We start from the raw sequence: 22,429 nt of genomic DNA on the forward strand, positions 1-22,429 counted from the left end.
CTTAATCAACTCTACTACCCTATTCTACCACATTTAAAAAACGGTGTCAATAAATTTTAATGAATTTGTTTTACTAAATTCTATCAAAATTTACATTAAAACTTTCCAATGCTTTTCCTTGTACGGCTTTAGAGTTATCGAAGATAGCCTCTGCATTTAATGCCGTTGTACCTCTATGGTCGTATCCTGCGATAGAACCAGTATCAATCTCGTCTCCAGTAAGATTTAATCTAATGGACTTTACGTAGTTGACTGCATTGGCTGTAAAATCATTTATGAACGCATCATAAGTTGTGAACGCTGTGTTAGCAATGATAGCATCTTTCACTGCCTCTCCTCCACTCTTAGTAGAGGATTTAATAGAGTTCATTACAGACTTCATATCTTTCCCATCAACAATCTTCTTATCAAGGTACTTCATGATAACATATCCTGCACTGTAACTATCACTAGTATCTTCCCAATAATTATCTTTTAGCATTCTTGTTGCAAGGCTAATGAGATTGTTTAACTTTGTATTGTTGATTACTCCATTGTCTACTATAGAAAACTTTAATCGTTCATCAGCACCATGAAGTAATTCTGCACTACCCTCTGTAAACCAAGTAGGCATAAGTCTTGTCTTCTCTACCCCAAACACATCGTTCATAAGTAAATGGACTACTTCGTGACCTAAGATGCGGTCGCTGTACTCTTCTTTTCCTGCTCCAGTATTACCATTGTCGTCCCCATTTGATTTAAAGTCTGCTAGGTCAATGGTTAACACCTGTCTCTTAGTTCCCATATATCCTGCAACATAGGCTGTTACTCCATGCTTTTCTCCATTTTCGAATCTAACAGTTACATCTGCACCAGAACCAACTAAGCCATAGTAGTTCTTTATGCGTTGCTCAGATAGCGACAGCCATCCTTTATTCATAATCCCATCTTCTACTATAGTAGCAATCTCTCTTGCCTCTGTAAGTGAACTGTCCACTTCAATAGTGTCATAGTACATCTTATGAGCATTAATGGTCATATTATCCTTAACTCCTAGACCTGTAGAGATAGAATCTATAATGTATCGTTCTACCTTTTTGGAAACGAAGTTATAAACTTCTATAATGTCATTTCCATCTAGGAAGTAAACTGGAACAGAAGTGATAGCTAACTGCTCTTGGAAATTGCTTGCTTTAAACAACTCATATCTGGCACTAGATTCACATTGAGAAAGAGTAGTTAACTTTGTATCTACAACAACTTTCTTTCTAACCTTAATCTTTGACTCATGGAATGGAGAGTCTTCTTTTGCTAGACTAACCTCTGCTTTTGGAGTAAGACCTGTTTTGTCATCCATTCTACCAATAACAACTACCTTATTCTTAACATTCTTATAAGTGTAGTTCTCACCAAAGGTAGTGATGTGATTTGATTCACCATTAAATACCCAAGAAACAGGTTCTCCATCTTCTCTCTGTATTTGCATCTTTCTGAATACGAAAGTGCCATCTACATCGTAGTATGCTTCCCAATCCATATACAAATCTCTTAGAGTCTCGATTATATCTAAGACAGTGTCTCCTTCATTAAACTCTAGCTTATATGGAACTGTTAGTGTAGTGAACTGTATGTCTGCCTTCCATTCCCCATACAGATGTAAGATTTCTGTTATAGCTGTATGGATTGGCGTATCTGCATCAATTACAATCTTATTCTCTAATTGCTCCATTTCCCATCTCATCATATTATCCTGTAGTGCAATGGTTGTAGTACGATTCTCTGGGGATATATCTACACTAGGTTCAGTAATATAGAATGTTCCCAAACAGAAGTGTGTTATCGTTCCATCTGATGATGTTAAGTCTTCAATCCCTGCATACACTCTAATTCTATTGGTCATCCATAGTAGGCTTCCCTCTGTTGGTCTCAAAGAATCAAGTAGCACAAAGGACAGATTGCCTGTCCTTCTGATTAAGCTACTATTTGAGATACTTATATCTCCACCTGTAGAGAGACCTTGAATGGTTTCAATAGTATTCATTTCTTCATCTAATACCTCTACAGTGATATACAGCTTTCTAATTGACTGAAGATGGAGGTCTGCGTAGTTAGCGATGTTTGGTATATTCTTACCAGACATAACGATGTTACCTTTAATATAATTATCAGCCACTAATTACCCCTCCATCATCATCGAATGTCATTTTCTGCATATGAGCAGGAGCGATAAGGTCATTCTTAATCATTGCTCCAAAGTCAAGTTTACCAATCTCAAGGAAGTCGAATGAGATGTTTGCCAAGTCTCTTAACAGGTCTCCTTCTTTATGCTGTACGTTTGCATTCTGTGTTACAACTAACATCAGTACACCACTATCCATACGAAGGACTTTTGCTTTGCCATTATTTAAGAAGTCCACCCAATCTTGACGATTGACTTGTTCAGCAAGCTTATCAATTGCTCCTCCTGCCAGTGCCACTGTATTATTAGATAAAGGTAATACAGATAAGTTTCCACTTCTGTAATTACTATTGCCAAAGACAACAATAGGGAACTGACCATCGATTGGTTGGTTTACACTTGATGATTGATTGTATGTGATATCGCCAAGTTGAATGTCATATTCAAATCGCTTGTTCTCATACTTATCTGTTAAAAAAATCCCCTCATACTCTGATTTAACTTCGTCAGAGATAAGCTTATCTCCTAGCACTTCATTTGCCACTGGAACGATTGCATACTGATATAAAGCGCCATTCTCTGTGTATCTATCTACATAGTCATACACATTGTATTCTGGGTCATAGTCGAATTCTGCTACAGCCTCCCACTTAAATGTCCCTACAACAGAGCGATATAGAAGAATCTTCGTCACTTTAAATCCATCAGCGCCAATCGAACCTGCATCTAAATCACCTGTGAACTTGGCATCCATAAGCGTTTGCAATGTCCAGTTAGTAGGCTTAGCTGTGCTGTCAACAACATTAGTATCTAATGTAACGAACGCTTCATCGTATATACCCTCGTTTAACTGTAATTCATCCATATGGTCTGTACAAATAGGAGTATCCCAGACACACCCTTCTGCATAGCCAAAGAAATTGTAGTCTATAATCACGTTATCACCTCTCTTATAGGATTTTTATAGACAAGTCTATTCGATGTTCAATCGCTTTTGCATATAGCATAAACGGTGAATCGTATGGAATGGTAACGACATTAGAGCAATGTCTAGATACAACTCGACCATACTTCTTAACTGCAATTACTTTGTTTGAATACTTCCAGAATTCAATTGCAATTCCTGTATTATCTACAGGGCTTAAATCCAAGAATTTTGTACCGTTTGGAATCTTCTTGCACCATACTTTCATTACAAAGTCTGATGCTCTATTCATCCCTAAACCTTTGAAGATAACAGGCTTCCCTTTGGGAACAATAACCCATTCATCCCCTTCGTATTTATAATCTTCCTTGATTTGACCTTCTGATTTTTCTGTCCGTGCGCCACTAGTTACTTGAGTACCTAATAACTGCTTTAAGTTAGCTGTTACTTTAACTACTCCTTCATCTGAATCATTTCTGGTATTGATAACACCGTTGACACTAGGAACGATATATAAAGGGATAAACCTTTCTCTGTGAGTCCACACTACTCCATTGACAGTTTCAATTGAACACTCAATAAAGTAACCCTTCCCCTTCTCTAACCCTCTTACAACCTCAGTTAAGGAGTTTGGTGCGCTAGGAACTCTGATTGGATAGTTCTCAATTAAATCTTCATTCTCATCGAAAAGACTAAATCGATAAGTCTTAACTGACTCTCCTTCACTCTGAGAATAGATGGCGATGAATGTTACATCTGAGTTGTAAACATATCCTTGACCATCAATATTATCAATGTCTAATACAGGATTACTAAAAGTTTTAAACTGCACTTCGTTTGAATAAGGAGACTGGTCTCCATCAGAAGAGATTGCTCGTATCTTGGCTTTATATGACTTCCCATTCAGAAGGATATTAGGTGGAACATGATGAACCTTCTCATACGAAGAATATTCAAAGCTGTATACAATCTCATTTGTCTTAGTATCTGTGACAACCAGTTGATTCTTTAGAGACTGTTTACTACCTGTGTAAGTATAATAGATACTTGCTCCTTTAGTGGCATCAAACGGTTGAATAACCAAAAGACTTGGTTTAATATCTACTACCACTAGAACACCTCATTTCTTATTACATTTTATCATTTAAACATTATAATTGCAATGGTTTTGTTTAAGAGGAGTTTTATAGACTCCTCTTAAACCTTTCCATTTACTTTTCCTTGCTCTTTTGAAGAGCAATTTTTGGAAGAGACAAGATAGCTTCTTCAAGTCCATTGGCATTCTTGACGTTAGGGAACTCAAGTTTGCCAAGGTGAATGCTAACTGATTTACTTTGACTACTATTATTGGCTTGACCAAAACTCGGAATCTTGGCAATCAGTATTTCAGCGAAGGCTTTAGCCATGCTATCACCAATTCCCTCAAACGCTTTTGCTAGTTCTTTATTCAAATCTTCAACCTTGCCACCTACTGGAGTCTCTGGAGAAATGATGTTCTCTAGGATGTCACCATTCTCTTTGATGTACTTGCTATAAGCATCAACCAGTTCGTTTAGGTACTCCTCTTTGATTTTAGGGAAGTCACCTAACATAGAATCATAAGCACCTGTTAAATCATCAATAGCTTCTTTGAAGTCTTCGATGTTTTCGAACTGCCCTTTCTCAGCATCTTCAAGGATTTTGTCAAGCTTGTTAATGTATTCCTCACGAGCCTTTTGCTCTGCCTCTTGAAGTTTAAGTTCAGCATCAGCAATCTCTTGCTCTGTTTCCTTAATTTTATCAGCATCTGCTGTGTACTCCCAATCCCAAGTACCATCAGCTTGCTTCTTAAGGGCTTGGATATTCTTTTCTTTGTTCAAGTTCTCTAACTTCTGTTGAAGTTCGATAATATCCAATTGCTTATTAAGGTAGTCCATTTCAAATCGACTTAGCTTTTCTTGTTTATCAAGGAGTGCCATCTTCTCATCGAACTCTTGAGTTTTCAAATCAGATATCTTCTGGTACATCTCTTCAAGGGCAATCTCTCTTTCGAGTCCAGTTATCCAGAGGTCATGATAGTCCTTGAACTGTTTGATAGTTTTACCTTCGAACATTCCTCTTTCAAGCTTGCCCATAGTTGTATCGAATGAATTAGACATGATATTCTTATTCATTTCGATAAGCTGTAAATTACTATCTTCTAACAGTTTGTTATACTCTTCAACCTCTTTATTGATAAGATTCCACTCGAAGCCACCTTCCTCATACATAACAAGTTGTTTCTTTAAGTTGGCAAGCGTATTTTGAAGTTCTGAGTTTCTAGATTTTTCAACATTCAACATGCTGTCCATAAGAGCGCCTTTAGCTTCGAATTTATCTCCACCTAAAGATTTAAGCACCTTCATAGAGTAATCTAGACTCTTGCTATACTTATCGTACTCTTTAATTGCCTTATCAAGTAAGCTGAATTCGAACTCAAATCTCTCTTTGACAGTTTCTTTAATCTTGTTTTGAGAATCGATATTCTCCTTCTCCATATTGGTGATTTGTTGCTTTATCTTATCCTCTTGTTCATCAGTTAACGTTGAATCCTTTAACTGATTCTTGAGTTCAAGCATTGCATCATTGTTCGCTTTAATGGATGCTTTGTAAAATTTCTCTTGCAATTTAAGATTGTCAATAATGTACTGATTTGTTAGGCTTTCTCTTTTCTCTGGGAATAAATCCATAAAAGCGTCATACTTTTCTGCTAGTAACTCTTGCTCTAGACGTAAGTAATCAAAAGCCTCAGTAAGTCTTCCTGCAAACTTATCTAAGTCAGTACTACTATTAGATATATTATTGAATTCTCCTAGGATTTGTTCAAAGTTAGTAGATAATCCTGCAGTGTAGTTTTGTGACATCTTTAGCATCTGGTTATACTTATTAGCTTCAATAGTAAGCTGTAAATTAGCAACCCCTGCTTGTCTATCAACGTTCTTCTTAGCAAATGCATCCATAGCTTGCTGAACTTCTTCTTCAAGTCTGATTCTATCTTTGGCAGACTGTTCAAATTGATTGTCTCGACCAAAGTCTAATCCAACACCATTTGATGATACGAGGTCTGAAAGGTCAGTCCCACTCATTAAACCTTCTTTTAGATTCTTGATATTGTTATCAAGTCTACTTAGGTTTGTATCTACAACTCGTCCAAATTCATCCATATCATGTGTTACACGACTAAATTCGATATCATTAATCGCTTTTTGATATTTAATGATGGAATCAGCTTGAGATAAAATCTCTTTACCTAGCTTGTCTAGTGTAGACTTCAATGATGTACCATTCTTATCATAAGCAACGTTAGCTTTAGAAAGTTGGTTAAACTCATTGATTAGGGAAGACATGCTACTCTTAGCATTATTCATAGCTTGTTCGTTTGCATTAAGAGCCAGTTCTGTGTCGTTACCAGAGATGAATCCAAGTGTCTTAGAGTAAATGTTGTCTGTGTTATTAACACTAGTTAATAGAGCATCTATTCTCTTAAGGACTCCCTCGAAAGACTTCATTTCTTCTGCGATTTTAGCCTGTTCAATCTTATCAGTAATATCAGATACTTGATTGCCAATGTCCTGCATCTTATCATCGATTCCCTGTAACTCATTCTTAAGAGATTTCCAAGTGTTTAATAACTCTTCTGCCTCTTTAGCTTGGTCTCCAGAAAGACTCTTGGCATGACCAAGATTGCCAATTGTATTGGTATTAGTATTGGTACTAAAACCATATCCTCTCAGCTTGTTTAAAACCTCATCTATATGGCTTTCCTTCTGACCTTTAAGAGTTCGAAGTTCACCCTGTTCTTGCTTTAGGAGTTGAATTTGTTGACTATATAGGCTAATCATTTTCTCATAGTCATCTTTAACTGACTTAAGAGTTCTATCAAGGTCTTTGATTGAGTTATCTAATACAGCAACATTATCATCTGTATTCCAGTATCTCCATACATTCTCATTTACCTTTGCAGGAGGAGTATTATTGGTAGACTCAGACTTATTTATAACTCCATTAGTGTTGGCAGGGCTTGCACTTGTATTCATGGATTTAAAGGATTTACTGATAGAAGCATTACCCTTAGATACACTCTTAGCAGTTCCATCCTTGCCCGCTACATCAACGTTAACAGTTTTACTCCAACTTCTACTAAAGAAGTTAATGACCTTATCTAACCATTTGATACCAGTAACTTCTACATCAACATTCGTTTTCTTACTAGCAGGAATGTCTTTAACTTTAGTTCCTAATTCTTTAGCGGCATCACTAGCTTTTTTAATGGCTTTCTCATTGGCTTCCATTGCGCCTTTACCTTCACCAGTTTTACGAATCTGACCTTCCATAGCATTTACAGCTTTTTGTCCAGAATCTACAGAAGCTTGAGCCTTTTCATTTTCCTTCTTAACTAACTCATTTAACCCATTACGAATCTTGCCACTGTCGTTGACGTGCTGAACACTGTAGTTACCATATTTCTTTTGAGCCTCTGGAACATTCTTAAGAATCTCTTGGAACTGGTCATTTGTAAGCTTAGTATTTCCTGTTAAGGTAGTTTGTGCTGAACTTGTCCTGCCAAGAGCATCCTTCAATCTGTTATGTTCAACATACATTGCTGTTAACGTAGAGACTTGGTCTTGTTGCTTAACTTTAACGTTAGCCATGTTGTCTCCTAGTTTTAACAACTCTGCACCTTGCTTCTGGATTGCAGTTTGAGATTGCTTATATGCCTTCTCTTGGTTTTTAAGAGTAGCCTCTACATCTTTACCTCTACCTTCAACATATGAAAGTTGGCTTGCCCAATATTGATATTGTTGCATGTTCTCTGGCTTAATGTTGCCATTCGCATCTTTCAGCTTTTCAATTTCTTGTTTCGCTCTATCAGCCGATGCTGATAATTGGTCTTGCTCAAATCTTAAACCTGCAATTTGCTCTTGAGCCTTTTGAGCCTTTGAAACATCTCCAACAATTTTTTCAGTGATATTAACAGCTTCTTTTGCTTTAAGTTTCTCCATCGCTTCATCAATAGCTTTAAGTTGTCCTTGGATATGACCAGTATCATTCATACTAATCTTAAGGTCTGCTCCAAGTTTGAATTTCTCTACTTGAGCATTAACCTCGTCTGCGAATGCCTTAAATTCTTCTGGAGACATGTATCCTTGAATACCTTCTGTGTTTGCATCAGTATCTGTTGCTTCAAACTTCTTATGAAGTCCACTCATAGTGCTTTGACCTTTTTCCATGTCGCCATTCATAAGAAGGTTTTTGTCATTGAATTTTTTATTCAATTCATCCTGCTTATCGATTGCCTCTTGTTGAGTTTCAACCAGTCCATCAAAGAATGAACCCATCTTCTCGAACACAGGAACTCCCATGATGTCTAATAAGATTAAGGCATCTCCAAGTAAAGGAACTAATGAGATAGCTTTCCCTAAAGTTTTTGCAAAACCTTTCAACTTGCCATCTGCTCTATCCGCAGCTTCTGAGCCTCGGTCTAAGTTCGATGCTAAATCCCCTGCAGTATCAGCGATATCTGCTCCTCTGTTTCTTCGGCTACTTCTTGTTTCGCCTCCAACATCATTAGGGTTTCTATTGCGGTCACGGTCGATATCAACGTCAACACTGCCACGATTGCCACCAAGGTTACTTGCTGAGTTTGCAGTCTGCTGTCTACGTTGAGACTCGGTTAAATCATCTGTATCTCTTCTCAGTCCTCTAAGAGCGTTACCTACATCTTTTGCATTTTGTATTGCTCTTCCAAAGCTAGTCATTACAGCATCTCCAAATCGGAGCGCACCATTTGTTAAAGCGTGGAATGCTACACCTAATGCAACGAGTTTAACAGCACTCATTACTTCATCATTTTGTAACATACTGCTGATGCCTTGTAAAGCACTAGAAAGACCACCAAGGATTTTAGACATCATACCATCAGATTCGCCAATGGTATTCATCAATTCCATCCAAGCGTTCTTCACTTCTGCTACTTGGAATCGAACAGATTCTTTCTGTTTCCCAAATTCTTCGTAAGCTGAACCTTCTGTACCCTTACCCATCTCTGCATTAGCCTCTGAGATAGATTTCTTAACTGTACCCCATTGGTCAAGGATACCAGTGACAATATTGGAATGCTCTTTACCTGCTAGGTAGAATAGAGATGTTGCTTGGTCTTCTTGACTTAATTCTCCCCATTTGCCTTTTAGCTTATCTAAAGCATCTGTCAGACTTGACGTGTCTTTCAAGTTAATCCCAATGTTATCGAAGAAGGCAAACTTTTTCTTCTGGTCTTTCGTCATCTGAGACTGAATTAAATTGTAGTTTAATGATACAGTCTTTAATGCTGTACCAATTCTTTCCCCACCTTGACGTGTAGCTTCTTGCGCACCAGTGATTAAACCTGTTAACTCTTCGAATGAAACCCCTGCAGTTTTTACTGTAGTAGCAGAACGCATGTAGGCTTTACCTAGTTCTTCCATCTCAACAGCGTTATTGTTGGCAGTTTCGTTCATTACGTTGATGATGTCGTTAGCTTTAAGACCATCTGTTTCAAATGCCTTTAAAGGAACAGACATCCATTTAACCATTAAGTCTGGGTCAATGTTACCTACGAAAGAACCGATAAGAGATGTTTTAGCTAATTCTTGAGATTCAGCGAATGTTTCCCCTGCTGTTACCCAAGTTTCCACTGCTTTCATATAGTTATCAGCAGTTACACCTAGTTCAGAAGCAGTATCATAAGATTCTTTTTTGAATGACTTAAGTGAATCTGCAGATGCATCAGCAACTTTTGCTACACGCATATAAGCTTCATCAATTAACACCATTTGCTCAAGGATTTCTCGACCTGCTTGCTCCCCTGCCATAAATGCTGAATAAGGGTCAACTAAGCCACCTGCTTGAGCGCCACCAAATGCTTGGTCTTTTTCACGAGCCTCTTGACGTAAACGATTCAGTCGCTGTTGTTCTTGTTGCGCTCTTTCAATCTGAGCAATTTCTTGTCTTCTCTCTTGAGTAAGTGCGCCTGCCGTTTCAAGTTCTTGTCGTAATGCATTAAGCTTTCTTTCTTCATCTCGAATTGCATCTTGAATTACACCTGCTTCACGTTGCCCTGCATAAATTAGGTCACGTTGAAGTTGAGCAATACTACGTTGGAGCGCTTCTTGTCTTTGTAGCTTTTCATTAATCTGGTCATGCTCAGCTTGGATTCGAGATGCCTCTTGAACACGTTCTCTTTCAGCTTGATTAACCTGCTCTTGAGTTCGTAACTGGTCTCTCATTGCATCTGTTACTCGACCTTCGAACGTATAAACTAATTCAGTCTCACGTTGCATCTGCCTCATAGCAGTTAATTGATTTTCTAAGATTTCAAGCTTTGCTCTGTCAGCATTAGATACATTGCCACCGTTATCCATTCTCTCTTTAATCTGCAAGATTTGCATTTCTAGAGCATGGACTTTTCTAAGGTTGTCCTGCATATCACGTAGAGCCTCTGCTTCTACCCTTTGTGCCTCAGTGGCTTGCTGTTTTGCTTCAATTCTCTGTCTCTCAAGTTGTCCAATTCGTCTAATGTTTTCTAACTCTTCTTGCTGAGTAGAATTCATTCTTTCACTTAAATTGTACTTCTCTTGAATTGAATTTTGAATTCTTTCATGATGAGTTAGCTGAGATTGCAATGCTTCTTTCTCAGCTTCTGTAGCACTAAGCATCTTAGTTTGAAGCTGTTGCTTTTTATTCTCCAATTGAGCAACCCTTGATATAGCCTGTTCAATCTCTTTCTGCTCTTCTTTTACCTTTTGAGCATTTAAAGCCTGTTCTTTCATAGCTCTATTCACTTCTTGAACACGTTGTAATTCTTGGATACTATTATCTTCAAGAGCATTCATTTTATGCTTTTCATTATACATCTGTGAAAGCACGTCTCTTTGCTGTCTTTGAATCTGTAACTCTTGATTCATTATTTGAGATTGCTTTTCATCTGCTCCCATCAGTTGTATTTCAAGCTGATGAATTCGCTTCATTACATTTTCAATCTCTTTTAAATCAGCCAGTCTGTTATTGGTAACACTTGTGTCAATGCCACCATCTGGTCGTTCAGTTCTAACAACTGTATCTCCATTGTCATTAGTGCTAGTTGTTTTCTTTGTAACAGCATAGCTACCATCTTTTAATTGTTTGGAGATTTCTTGAATCTTACTGTACTTTGCAATTGTAGTGTTAAGTTCAGCATTCGTATCCTTGACAGCATTCTTATTGCCATCCATGGCTTGCTCAGCCTTTTTAGCACCGTCAATAAGGTCTTTCATTGTCTTGTTCATTTCATCAAGATTGAACCCAACCTTAACTTCACGAACCTTTTTCAAGTCTGCATCAAGCTGACTGATTTTATCCTGTAGCTTTTCAATTCCTAGTAAAGCCTGCTTATATTCTACATCAAGCTTGACCTTGAACGCCTCTTCCCCCAAGGCGCTCTTAATCTTAGCTTTTGCAGAGCGTAGACTATTGCCATCAATATCGATATTGATTTTAGCATCAAAACTATTCTTTACACCTTTCCATCGTTCAGCTAACTGCTGTTGCAGTTCTCTTACTGTAGGAAATTCAACTTGTACCTCAATACCAATCTTATTTCTAGACACTTAATCTAACACCTCTCTTTGCAATGGTTTTGTTTAACCTTCTTTGTTTTGATTCTTTTTCTCTCTAAGCTTCTTCATCTTCTCACGAATTTCAGCTTTAGATTTAGGCTTAACATAGTGTTTCTGAGTAGTAGAAACATCACTGTGATTCAAGAACTCTTGAGCCATTGTTAAATCACCAGTTTCTTCAACAATAAGATTACCTTTTGTTTTTCGTAAACAGTGAGGATGTAAATCTGTTAATCCCAGAATTGTACCCATCTTTCTTACTCGCATATAGATTGAAGTCTGAGACATCTTTCTATACTCTCCATTGTATTTAATGACGAAGAAAGCATCACACTCAAGGTTATCCATGCTCTTGCGCATCTCTAACCACTGCTCAATCAGTTTCTTTGTGCCTTCCTCAAAGGTAACCTCTACTCGTTTACCACGTTTCTCACGGATGTCTACAAACATCATTTCCTCTAAGTCTAGGGAAGATATAGTTAACTTAGAAATTGCTCCATTTCTATTTGCTGATTCAATAGCGATATTCCAAATCAATAGGTCTTGGAAGTCAAACTTTCTACCCTTTGGTTTCTGAATATCTTCTACAAGAACCTTGGAGATAACATCAACTTGCTCTTGGGTTAAGAAATAGTGGTTAATAAGGCGCTCGTCATTAGCACCCTTCATTCTATCTAGTTTCTTGTCAAAAGGATGAATGTCAATAATTCCCCTCTTAACTGCCCATACATAGTATGTAGAAACAGCAGAAAGCTTTGTGTTAATAACCTTCTTGTTATTTCCAAGCGTATCTTGACAGAATCCAATGAACCCTTCCATGATATCTACGCCATTCTCCATTAACTCATCGTCATGAATGAAGATGTTCTCCCATTCTTCTTCTAAGTAAACAAGAAATTGATTAAAGTAGTTTTGATACACTTTGTACGTTGTATCTTTTACATCTTTATTTTTAATGATGTTCGACTTCAGATACTTGTCGTAAGCCTTTATATTCTTAGGGTTAATTCTAGCTTTCTTTTCTTTTGTAAAATATCGCTTATAAACCCTCTTTAGTTGTTCTGCCACTTATATTCACCTCTTATTTTAAGATGTCACAGTAGCCTCCTTAATTAAATAACCTTTACTTCCCAACCTTGTCTGCGCAACTCTTGTGCGAGCGCTTGATACAAGCTTTTATCCAATTCAGTAGTAGATTGTTCCATATAGTGAGCGCCATTTCTATCCCATAAAGAACCGCTTGTGCCTTCCTCAACCCACATTGGGATATAGTCTGACACGTCTTCTTCATAATCAACATCAGCATGTTGATTCCAGTTGTCCTCTTCTGTTTCATAAGCGCCAATCTTTTCTGTATCCATATAGATTTCAAACGTTGCATACTTTGTCCCCAATTTAAAGTTGCCAATGGTTACACTGTTCATCAGTTCGTTGGTTCTCTCATATGCATAATCACCTTTTGGCATATATGCTTGATAGACCTTTTTATCAACCATCTCTTTAACAACCTTTGTACACAAATCTGCTATTGTTCCTTGGATGGACTGATAAATATCTCTCTTTAGCTGAACTTGCAGAGCAGAGACATCTTTAAATATCTTACTCATATTCAGTCTTTGTTACTACAGTTGGAATCTCAGTTGCTGTCACCGTAATCTCAGACTGTACTCCACTAATCTTTGACTCTACATCTGCAACTGCAACTGCAACTCGTTTATCCAGTTCTTCTGTTGAAGCTTCTACTTTTCTAGCAATATCAGCTAATTCTGGATTTCGTTTTGCCTGTTCTACAATCATAGTAGGAATTGAATTGATGATTTCAGTTTGAGCAAGCATGCTGTCTGCTTTAGCAATCTCATCTTTAATATGTTCTACATATAGCTTATTTACTTCTGATACGATTTGAGATACAAACTTCTGTGCAAGTAAGAAGTGAAGAGATGGGTTTTCAATAACATCTTCTAATTCTTCATCTGACATACCTTCAAGACTAATGTTTGTTAACATAGGGAATAGATGTTTTAAAACTACCTTTCCACTAAGTCGTAATGTTTGACTGTCTACAAGGTTAGGATTCTCTCCTCGTTGTAAGTCAAGGATTAAATCTGCATCCTGCATAGTAGGTTCATATATTTCAATCATTCCCTGTGGGGATTTGAAGACCTCACGAATCTTTCGCTTCTCTCCTTGTGGTACATGTAATTCTGATAATTTAATAGCCAAGATATCCAATCTCCTTTTTAATGGTTTTGTTTTAAACCGACTTTTAATTGCAATGGTTTTGTTCAATCATTGGTAATACTAGATTAACATAAAGAGAGACTAGTGTCAATACTAGCCTCTCTTTTTTTAATGGTTTTTTTAATAAAATCCATATTTTAATAATTATTTTGATTCTTCGTCTTTTACGAATTTACCATCTTTAAACTTAGCACGAATACCGACAGTGTCGTTAATCTGCTCCATGCGGTCAACTAAGAACTTTGGGACTGGTACTCCTAAGTTTGCTAGGTTCTCAAGAATTGAACTTCCTTCAACATAAATGTAAAACCAAACAGATGCAGTTCGTAAAATAGGGTTCTCTTTGAAAAATACCATATCCAGTAGGTTACATAATAAGATTACGATTAAGTAACCTAGTTTTGTTCCAAACCCTTTTCTTAATCTGTGACTAGAAAACTTCTTGTCAATAAAGAATCCTTTTAGAACACCTGTGACAATATCGATTAGGATACACCAGATTAACACCTGCAATGCAGTATCCCATCCTCCTAACCAATATGTTATTCCTGTCATTCCTGCTGTGAAGTACATTGCGAACTCATTTGTGTATTTCGCTACCCCTTCAATATGACGAGCCAAAGCTTCTGTTTTCAATACTTTTGACACCCTTTCATTATGAATTTGACATAATAATTGCGATGTCAATTTACCCCAGTCCCCTCTGGGAGATTACTCTGACCTCTGTTGTTGACTCTGCATTAACTGTTGTTTCTCTATTTCAGATTGCATTAACAACGACTTAAGCATAATGTTTTCTGACGTTAGCTTATGGACGGTTTCTTCGTATTGCTTTATTACTATATCTGCACTGACATTAATATTTTGTTGATTTTCCAATAAGAAAGCGCCTCCTTTCAGTCTATTTTCCTTATTACATTATAAATCACAAACAATTAAATTGCAATGGTTTTGTTTAAGATTGTTCAGTTTCTTCTTTAGGAGTCTCTAATGGCTTATCCCAATCTACTGCAACAATCTCCGTATGAGTCTTTGCATCTGCAATTTTTCTTTTTAATAAACTGTACTTAAATAGTTGAGTTCTTTTATGCTTGAAAGCCTCTCTGTACACTTGATTGAGCCATTCGTCTCTTGTATGCTCGGTATAATCTACATCTTCAGTTTTCCATTGTACTGTTTGTGATTCTTTATCAAAGAACAGCAGTTCAAGAGCCTGCCCATAAAAATTGACTTGGTCATCTAGTTTCATTCTATAAATATGACCATTGGTAGATTTAAATCCTGTAACAATAACCTCGTCACATTTCTCAGATAGCATATCGCTCTTCAGTTTCTTATGGTGACCTAGAATATACTCCTCTGTGATTTGGGAGAGAACTGCCCCCTCCCTTTTCGCCAATGTCGTAATAAGTTCATTCTTTTGTTCCATGGTCATTCTGTCGAAGCCAATGTCTACTAATAGTTTTTCAATTTGAGAATCGAAAATCACTTAATCATCTCCTTATCTGTTATTTAATTGGTTTTTTAGATATCTCACTTGTTCCGATAATTCTTGAATTGCCTTCCATGCAAGAGTAGTCATACCATAGTTATCAACTGTCTTCTTGTCTGCTCCTTGTACTAAGAATGGTGCTTCCTCCGCAATCAATCCAATACTTACTCTTTCATCTTCGCTCTGAGAAGTGTATCGATATTGCTTTGGAGTGGCAGAGTTAATGATATCAAGTGCGCTACCATCAAACTTATCAATATCTTTCTTATAATCCCTAGACGAAACTGTATCCCAGATTCCTGCAAGATGCGCCCAATCAGTGTCCGCAAAATTACGGAACTCAAAACGACCCACGTTATGTTGCCATTTTATCGAGCCACCATCTCCAAATCGTATGAATCGGTTCACGCTGTCGCCCCAGAATGACATGAAGCGATATCCTTGCCAGAACAAGTCAAGACCGCCATATGGCGCTTTTAATTCCATTACTCCTCTTGTACCTTTTCCAACAGGAACTAATAATCTAACTTGACCATCTGCATCCTTGATAGACCATGTAGCTTCAGAGCCTGCGCTTGAACCAGTGAGGATATTACCATACTGGTCAAACTTTACAGAGCCAGCATTTGGGAAGTCTAATGCTACACCATTAGCATCTGTCTTCTGGATATGTGGGCGACCCTTTAGAATTAAGTCTCCTCCATTCGGCTCTAACGTTATCTTCCCAACAGACCATACGTTTAAATTGTTTTGAGCAAGGTCTGTAGCGTGGCTATAGTAAGAAATCTTTCCATATCCACTTTTACCCAATGCAGATATTGATAAATAATCTGGTGTAATCGTATTCTGATATACTCCATTTCTTACCCTTATAATACCTTCATCTATCCAAGTCTCAGTGCTATCAACCTTAGACTTGGAAGCTATAGAGCCACCACTCATATAAGAGAAAGAGTTAGTCCCATCTGTCCGTACATAAATACCTCTTAATTCTCCAGTAGTTATCTTGGAAGCATCAATTTCCATAGCTTTGAACTTGGCGATAAAAGCACTATCTGCAAATAAGTTGTTAATATTAATTTGTCTAGCAGTAACAGAGTCTGTCTTAATCTTGCCACCGTCAATAACAGTTACATTGCTCTCTGTAGTTGTAACAGAGTCAATCTTATTTTGAGCATTGTTAGCTAACGACTTAGCTGTTTCATTAATCTTTTTGATTAACTGAGCCAGTCTGTCATAATAGTCGTCAAACTGCGCACGGAATGTAGCACCAACAACAGTAGAAGTAGTGGTCATATTTGTAAGTATTCCACCAGTTCCATTAAGAGCAGTGTTCAGAGTGTTATAAGCATTAACGTAGTTTGTCTTCTCTGTTGTAATCCCATATGTCGTAGCTAAAGCCTCGTATTGTGGCTTTTCAGCTACCATTGTAGCCCATTCCTTTTTCAATTGGACTTTTTCTACAGGAGTAATTTTACTATCAGAGGACATATCTGCGATAGCACTTTTAGCCTCTTGAGCCTTCGTGTCTGCGTTAGTACCAATAGTTCTAGACAATTCATTAATCTTTTTGATTAATTGAGCCTTTTTGTCATAATAGTCGTCAAAGGTATTTCTGAACGTAGTTCCATTAATATCGCTTGTCACTGTTGTATTAGTAAGGAATGGAGAGATAAATGTATTCAATGCATTGTAAGCATTAACATAATTTGTCTTCTCTGTCGTTACTCCATATGTTGTGGAAAGCGCCTCATACTGTGGCTTCTCAGCAGAAATCGTTGCCCACTCTTTCTTGAGCTGTTGCTTTTCGATTGGAGTAAGCTTACTATCGTTTGCCATGTCAGCAATAGCATTTTTGGATTCTTGAGCCTTTTTGTCAGCATCGTTAGCTAATATTCTAGCAGTCTCATTAATCTTTTTGATTAGCTGAGCCTTTTTATCATAGTAGTCATCAAAAGTGCTTCTAAATGTCGCTCCGTTGATATCACTTGTGGTAGTCATATTAGAAATAATAGGAGTAACTGCTGTATTCAAGGCATTATAGGCATTAACATAGTTTGTTTTCTCAGTAGTAATTCCATAAGTAGTAGACAGTGATTCATACTGAGGTTTCTCAGCAGTAATAGTTGCCCATTCCTTTTTCAATTGGAATTTCTCTACTGGAGTGACTTTATTATCGTTAGACATATCAGCGATAGCTTTCTTAGACTCTTCTGCCTTTTTGTCTACATCAGAAATAATTTGGTCAATATCCCCTTGAGATAATCCCCAAGATGTTGCAACGTTCCCCTCCTCAATTTTTAAATTGTTGACACGAATCCAAGCATAACCATTTGAGCCTGTTAAGTCTCGTTTTGTCGCACCTGCTATAAGGATATAAGCGTTGTCATCATCTCTATCTGCTTTAAAGGTCAGTTTCACTTTATAATAGTATACCGTTGCTCCAGTATAAACTGGTGCTACTTGTGGGAAATCTGTGACTTTAATGTCTCCAAGTCTGCGATTGCCACCTTCTACTGTGTACATGAGGTACATGTAGTCAAGGATATCTCCCAACTCACTTGTAGCGACATTCATAGATAGAGTATACTCTTGTCCTTTTTTAACAGAGAACTTTCTTCCGTTACCTTGAAGACCTACAGTAGCGCCTTTAGGAACAGCCAGTTGAGCGCCTGCATCATCTTTTGTTTCTACGTAAAGACTTCTTCCAATTGGAGCGATGATTCCATAAGCACCAACCTTGCCATAAGCTCCCCAACGAGACCAACCACTAGCACTTAAGAACTCTGTACCAGATACTAACTGATTTCCACCGATAACCATTCCATCAATCTTATTATTAGCACTGTCGCCAATAGATTTAGATGTTTCATTTACCTTTCTGATTAACTTGGATTTTTTATCATAGTAATCATCAAAGACACCTCTAAAGGTTGTTCCATTGATAGCGCTTGTTACTTGCATATCTTTTAAGTAACCATTAGTTCCATTAAGAGCGGTATTCAATGCATTGTAAGCATTGATGTAGTCAGTTTTCTCTGTTGCAACAGCGTAGCTGTTTGCCAAAGCTTCATAAGAAGGTTTTTCACTAACCATTGTCGCCCATTCTTTTTTCAATTGAACTTTTTCAACTGGAGTTAACTTACTGTCGCTCGACATATCGTCAACTCTATTAGTTACATCTTGAGCCTTTTTATCGGTATCGGAAACCATTTTGTCAATATCTTCTTTGGCATTAGACCAATCAGCTAGAACATCTCCAAAGTTTACTAAAGAACCTGCAAATGTCGCATCTACTGTTGTAGCCCCATTTGTAGCAAGGGTGATTCTAGCCTCTTTAAGAGTTCCTGTATATCCTGTTGTATCAAATTTAACGAACACACGAACCCATTTACCATTTGTAACAGTAGCCTGTTCTCCTATTGCGTAGAAGGTCTTGTCTGTTCCATTTTGGTCATAAATAAATCTCATGTAGACACGAGGATTTTCTTTAGGAGTAACAAGTGTTTTTACATTGATAAAAGCAGAAGCATAACCTTTAGCTTTTTCAAATGGTTCTAATGCTAAGTTTTGAATGATAAACGCTGATGGACTTGTAACTTGAAGACCTTTTAAAATCCCAAACCCTTCAAGACCTGTGACATCCACAATCTTTGTTGTTGTGAGATTTGTAATTCCTTCCCATCCTGTATTACCAAGAGCAAACGTTGAGTTTAAGACATGGTTTCTATTTCTTACTGAGAATTCATTAATTCTTTTATCCATGTCTTCTGGAGCAGGCGAATGGTCTAATGGCTTATTACCTTTATACAGAGCCACCCAATCAACTGTAGCTGACGTTGTATTCTGTGGGTAATTATATAAGCTTAATTTTCTTTCGTTCCCTGCTGTTGTAGCCAATGCTTTGAATGTCACATAAGTTACGCCATCTACATAAGTTTCAGTTGCATAACCAACTCTATTTGCAGAGCCATTCATCCAAACTCCAAACTGCTGTCCTGCAGAAATAGTACCTTTGATTACAAATGTATATTCTTGACCTGCAATCCAGTCTTCAGAAAGCGTATACGTGCTTACAAGATAACCTGTAGTTGAATAGTCTGTACCAGAATCCAAGATTAAGTTTCTTGAACTAATGTTCAATCCATCAATCTTATTCTTGGCATCAGTACCTGCATTGACTTTATCCTTCATACTAGAGTCCAAGCTGTTAAACGTCACTAAACTTGTGATATCCAAATGTTCTCCAAGGATTTTAATACCCTCTTGACTTGCGTTAAGAGAAGCCATAACATTACCTTTTTTAACAACATTGATTGCAACTTCATCAGAAGTCTGTTGAATCTGAGTACCTTGTGCAACCACAGTATCCTCTAAGTCATCTAAGTTGCCCTGCATATTAGTTACAGTTTGAGTAATCTTATCTGTTTCAATCTTAATCTCAGACTTAGCTTGAGTAACAGCATTGCTTATCTTTCCATCAGCTTCTATTTTTGTGTAAACATTTTCAGCCTCTGCTTTCAAGTTAATACTATCTTTCATCTGTGTAATAGATGTGTTATGGCTTGAGATAGTGTTTCCTTGACTCGTCACTGTATTTGTTAAGTTAGTGACATTCTGAGAAATCTTATCTGTTTCAAGCTTGATTTCAGATTTAGCCTGTGTAACAGCAGTTGAAACCTTGCCATCAGCCTCTGTCTTTTTATAAACATCATTACTATTGGCTTTTAAGCTAATTTCTTCTGCTTGCTGTATAATTTCAGTCTCTGCATTAGAAACCCTAGATTCTACTTCAATTGAATCTTCTGGAGAGATATTGTGTTGACTAGCTTTATTACCTGCTTCAAGCATAATATCCTTTATTTCTACTGATCCTGTGAATGCTCTGGCTGTTGCATATGCTTTTGCACTTGCGATTGGCTTATTAGCGACAGTGTGAGTCTTCGCTAATCTTGTCCAGTCATAAGTGCCTTCTTGAACTACATTGTTTCTAATAGAAAGATAGCTTTTGGAATTGTCAGTATGAGTTATTTCAACTTCAAATCCAATCCAATAACTTGCTGTTCCATTACTTGCTAAATTAGTCGCTTTAATAGAGTAGCTAATTGTAATCTGCTTCCCTACAAACTCTTTCAACTTATCTGATACAGAGAAGTTAACAGTAGTGTCTTTCCCATTCAAGGCAGATAACTTCTGACTAGACCTATTCAGCATGTTGCTTCCTCCAAGAGCGACGTCATCAATGCTCTTATTAACATCCTCTTGAGTTACCTTAGTTGAGATTTGGTTTGCTTGAACTGTAAGTTGAGATTCTGCCGTTTGTAATCTACCATTCGTCTTATCTAGTTCAGTCTGCTTTGCTCTTAAATTAATAGCTTCTGTATTAAGATTAATTTGAGTTTCAGCATCTGCAACTCGACCATTTAAGCCATCGTATTCTGATTTAGTAGCTTTTAAATCAATCTCATCAGTTAACTGATTAATACTAGTCTGTTGCTCATTAACAATATCATTTAAAGCATTGTATTCAGTCTTCTCTACCTTTTGGTTAATCTGGTCTGAATGCTGAATGATTGTACTTTCAGCAACCTCTAATCGACCTGTATACTTATTAAAGTCTTCAGTCTTAACCAGTAACTTAATCTCATCTTTCATGACATTAATAGAGCCTTCGTTGGCAGTAACCTTATTGCCCATGTTGGTAACGGTAGTGCTTTCTGCCTTTAATAGAATGGCATCTGCATTCTGCTTGATTTGAGTCTCAGCTTCTACAAGTCGAGTTTCATTCTTGTCACCAACACCGATTACACTAGTCAACTTATCAACTTGTGAAGAAAGTTTTACTCCAAGAGAAACCTGCTCCACTGCTCCACTATGTTCATAATGAAGGATTTCAACTGTATTCCATCCTGCTCTGAATGTTAAAGGAACAGATAGTCCAGTAGAACTTGTAGTTCTCTCATACATCTTTGCACCATTCATGTATATAACAGCACCATCATCATTTGTTACATTTAGTGTAACCGTCTTGGCAACCTTCATATATACATTTGTGAAATAGTGACCAATGTAATAGTCTCCTGTAAATGGTTTGATTATAGAGTTATCATCGTAATCAATAATTACACTTGGCTGTTTTCCTTTAATATGATTAAAAGAAGGAATAGCCCCTGCAGAACCTATGTTGATGTCATACTTTCTAGCAACCCATCGATTTAAGCCAACAGCACCGTCAAACTCTGTTTTAGTAATTTTAGAACCTAATTCACCTTTTACATTGGTAATCTCAGTTTCAACAGTTTCTACTCTTCCCTTAACACCTTCAAAAGCGCTTAAGTCAGCTTTGTCGTTAAGTCTTCCAGTAACCAACTGGTACTCTTCGTTGTACTTATCGATATTAACCTTGTCTAGGAGTTCTCCTTCTAGCTTCTGATAGTTTGCTTCATAAGCTTCTTTATCGACAAGTTTATTAACTTGCTCGTCAACATACATCTTCTCTACTTTATCTAAGAGGTCACCTTGAACCTTTCCTAGTTCTGTTTGTACATTACCAGTAATAGTTACTAGTTCATTTTGCGTACCTTCAATACCATCAAAGCGATTGTCAACATCGGCTTCTAGTGCGTTGCCATTAGCTATCAACTCATTAATAGCTGAGACAATGTCTGTTTTCGATGCTGTCAATAGTTTCTCTAAATCGCCAACGGATTTAACAGATGCATATTTCCAAACTCCATCTTCTAAATATCTAATTACTCTAGCCATTAATTATATATCCACACTCTCCTTTTAATGGTTTTGTTTAATAACAATATAAGAGAAGTACTCATCTCTTATATATTTTAATGGTTTTGTTCTAGTTAATTATACTATTATAAGTAGGATTGGTCAACCCTACTTATCTAATAAAATCGTGATTTTAATAACTATTTTTTTTAGATACAAAAAAAAGGAGACTGTCG

11 protein-coding genes are annotated in these 22,429 nt (G+C 37.1%); all 11 read right to left on the minus strand.

Going from position 1 to position 22,429, the window contains the following annotated elements; translation table 11 throughout:
* Nucleotides 1–73 precede the first annotated feature (73 nt).
* On the minus strand, nucleotides 74–2,152 hold the full coding sequence (locus AZF08_RS07415; protein WP_033675030.1) for a DUF5048 domain-containing protein: 2,079 nt from the start codon (nucleotides 2,150–2,152) through the stop codon (nucleotides 74–76).
* Nucleotides 2,145–3,095 (minus strand): hypothetical protein, encoded by a 951-nt coding sequence (locus AZF08_RS07420; protein WP_033675031.1) that lies wholly within the window; start codon nucleotides 3,093–3,095, stop codon nucleotides 2,145–2,147. Before AZF08_RS07420 ends, AZF08_RS07415 begins: the two co-directional genes overlap by 8 nt.
* A 13-nt stretch (nucleotides 3,096–3,108) precedes the next feature.
* A complete protein-coding gene (locus tag AZF08_RS07425; RefSeq protein ID WP_033675033.1) occupies nucleotides 3,109–4,194 on the minus strand; it encodes a hypothetical protein in 1,086 nt (361 codons plus the stop codon).
* A gap of 100 nt (nucleotides 4,195–4,294) precedes the next feature.
* Nucleotides 4,295–11,725: a phage tail tape measure protein gene (locus AZF08_RS07430; RefSeq protein ID WP_033675035.1), complete on the minus strand. Its 7,431-nt coding sequence runs from the start codon at nucleotides 11,723–11,725 to the stop codon at nucleotides 4,295–4,297.
* Between the two features lie 33 nt (nucleotides 11,726–11,758).
* Complete coding sequence (locus AZF08_RS07435; RefSeq protein WP_033675037.1) at nucleotides 11,759–12,802, minus strand: tyrosine-type recombinase/integrase; 1,044 nt, start codon at nucleotides 12,800–12,802, stop codon at nucleotides 11,759–11,761.
* 44 nt (nucleotides 12,803–12,846) lie between these two features.
* Entirely contained in the window at nucleotides 12,847–13,341 is a 495-nt protein-coding gene (locus AZF08_RS07440; protein WP_033675039.1) for a hypothetical protein, read from the minus strand.
* Nucleotides 13,334–13,957: a hypothetical protein gene (locus AZF08_RS07445; RefSeq protein ID WP_051725780.1), complete on the minus strand. Its 624-nt coding sequence runs from the start codon at nucleotides 13,955–13,957 to the stop codon at nucleotides 13,334–13,336. The genes AZF08_RS07440 and AZF08_RS07445 overlap by 8 nt, the downstream gene beginning before the upstream one ends.
* A gap of 162 nt (nucleotides 13,958–14,119) precedes the next feature.
* Nucleotides 14,120–14,662 (minus strand): phage holin family protein, encoded by a 543-nt coding sequence (locus tag AZF08_RS07450; RefSeq protein ID WP_235190055.1) that lies wholly within the window; start codon nucleotides 14,660–14,662, stop codon nucleotides 14,120–14,122.
* Nucleotides 14,663–14,686: 24 nt separating this feature from the next.
* Nucleotides 14,687–14,854 (minus strand): hypothetical protein, encoded by a 168-nt coding sequence (locus tag AZF08_RS30415; RefSeq protein ID WP_156029117.1) that lies wholly within the window; start codon nucleotides 14,852–14,854, stop codon nucleotides 14,687–14,689.
* Between the two features lie 76 nt (nucleotides 14,855–14,930).
* On the minus strand, nucleotides 14,931–15,464 hold the full coding sequence (locus AZF08_RS07455; protein WP_033675041.1) for a DUF4376 domain-containing protein: 534 nt from the start codon (nucleotides 15,462–15,464) through the stop codon (nucleotides 14,931–14,933).
* 12 nt (nucleotides 15,465–15,476) lie between these two features.
* Nucleotides 15,477–22,232, minus strand: a complete 6,756-nt coding sequence (locus AZF08_RS07460) for a tail fiber domain-containing protein (protein ID WP_033675042.1) — start codon at nucleotides 22,230–22,232, stop codon at nucleotides 15,477–15,479.
* Nucleotides 22,233–22,429: the final 197 nt, after the last annotated feature.

The organism is Bacillus gaemokensis, from assembly GCF_001590835.1.
GTDB lineage: Bacteria > Bacillota > Bacilli > Bacillales > Bacillaceae_G > Bacillus_A > Bacillus_A gaemokensis.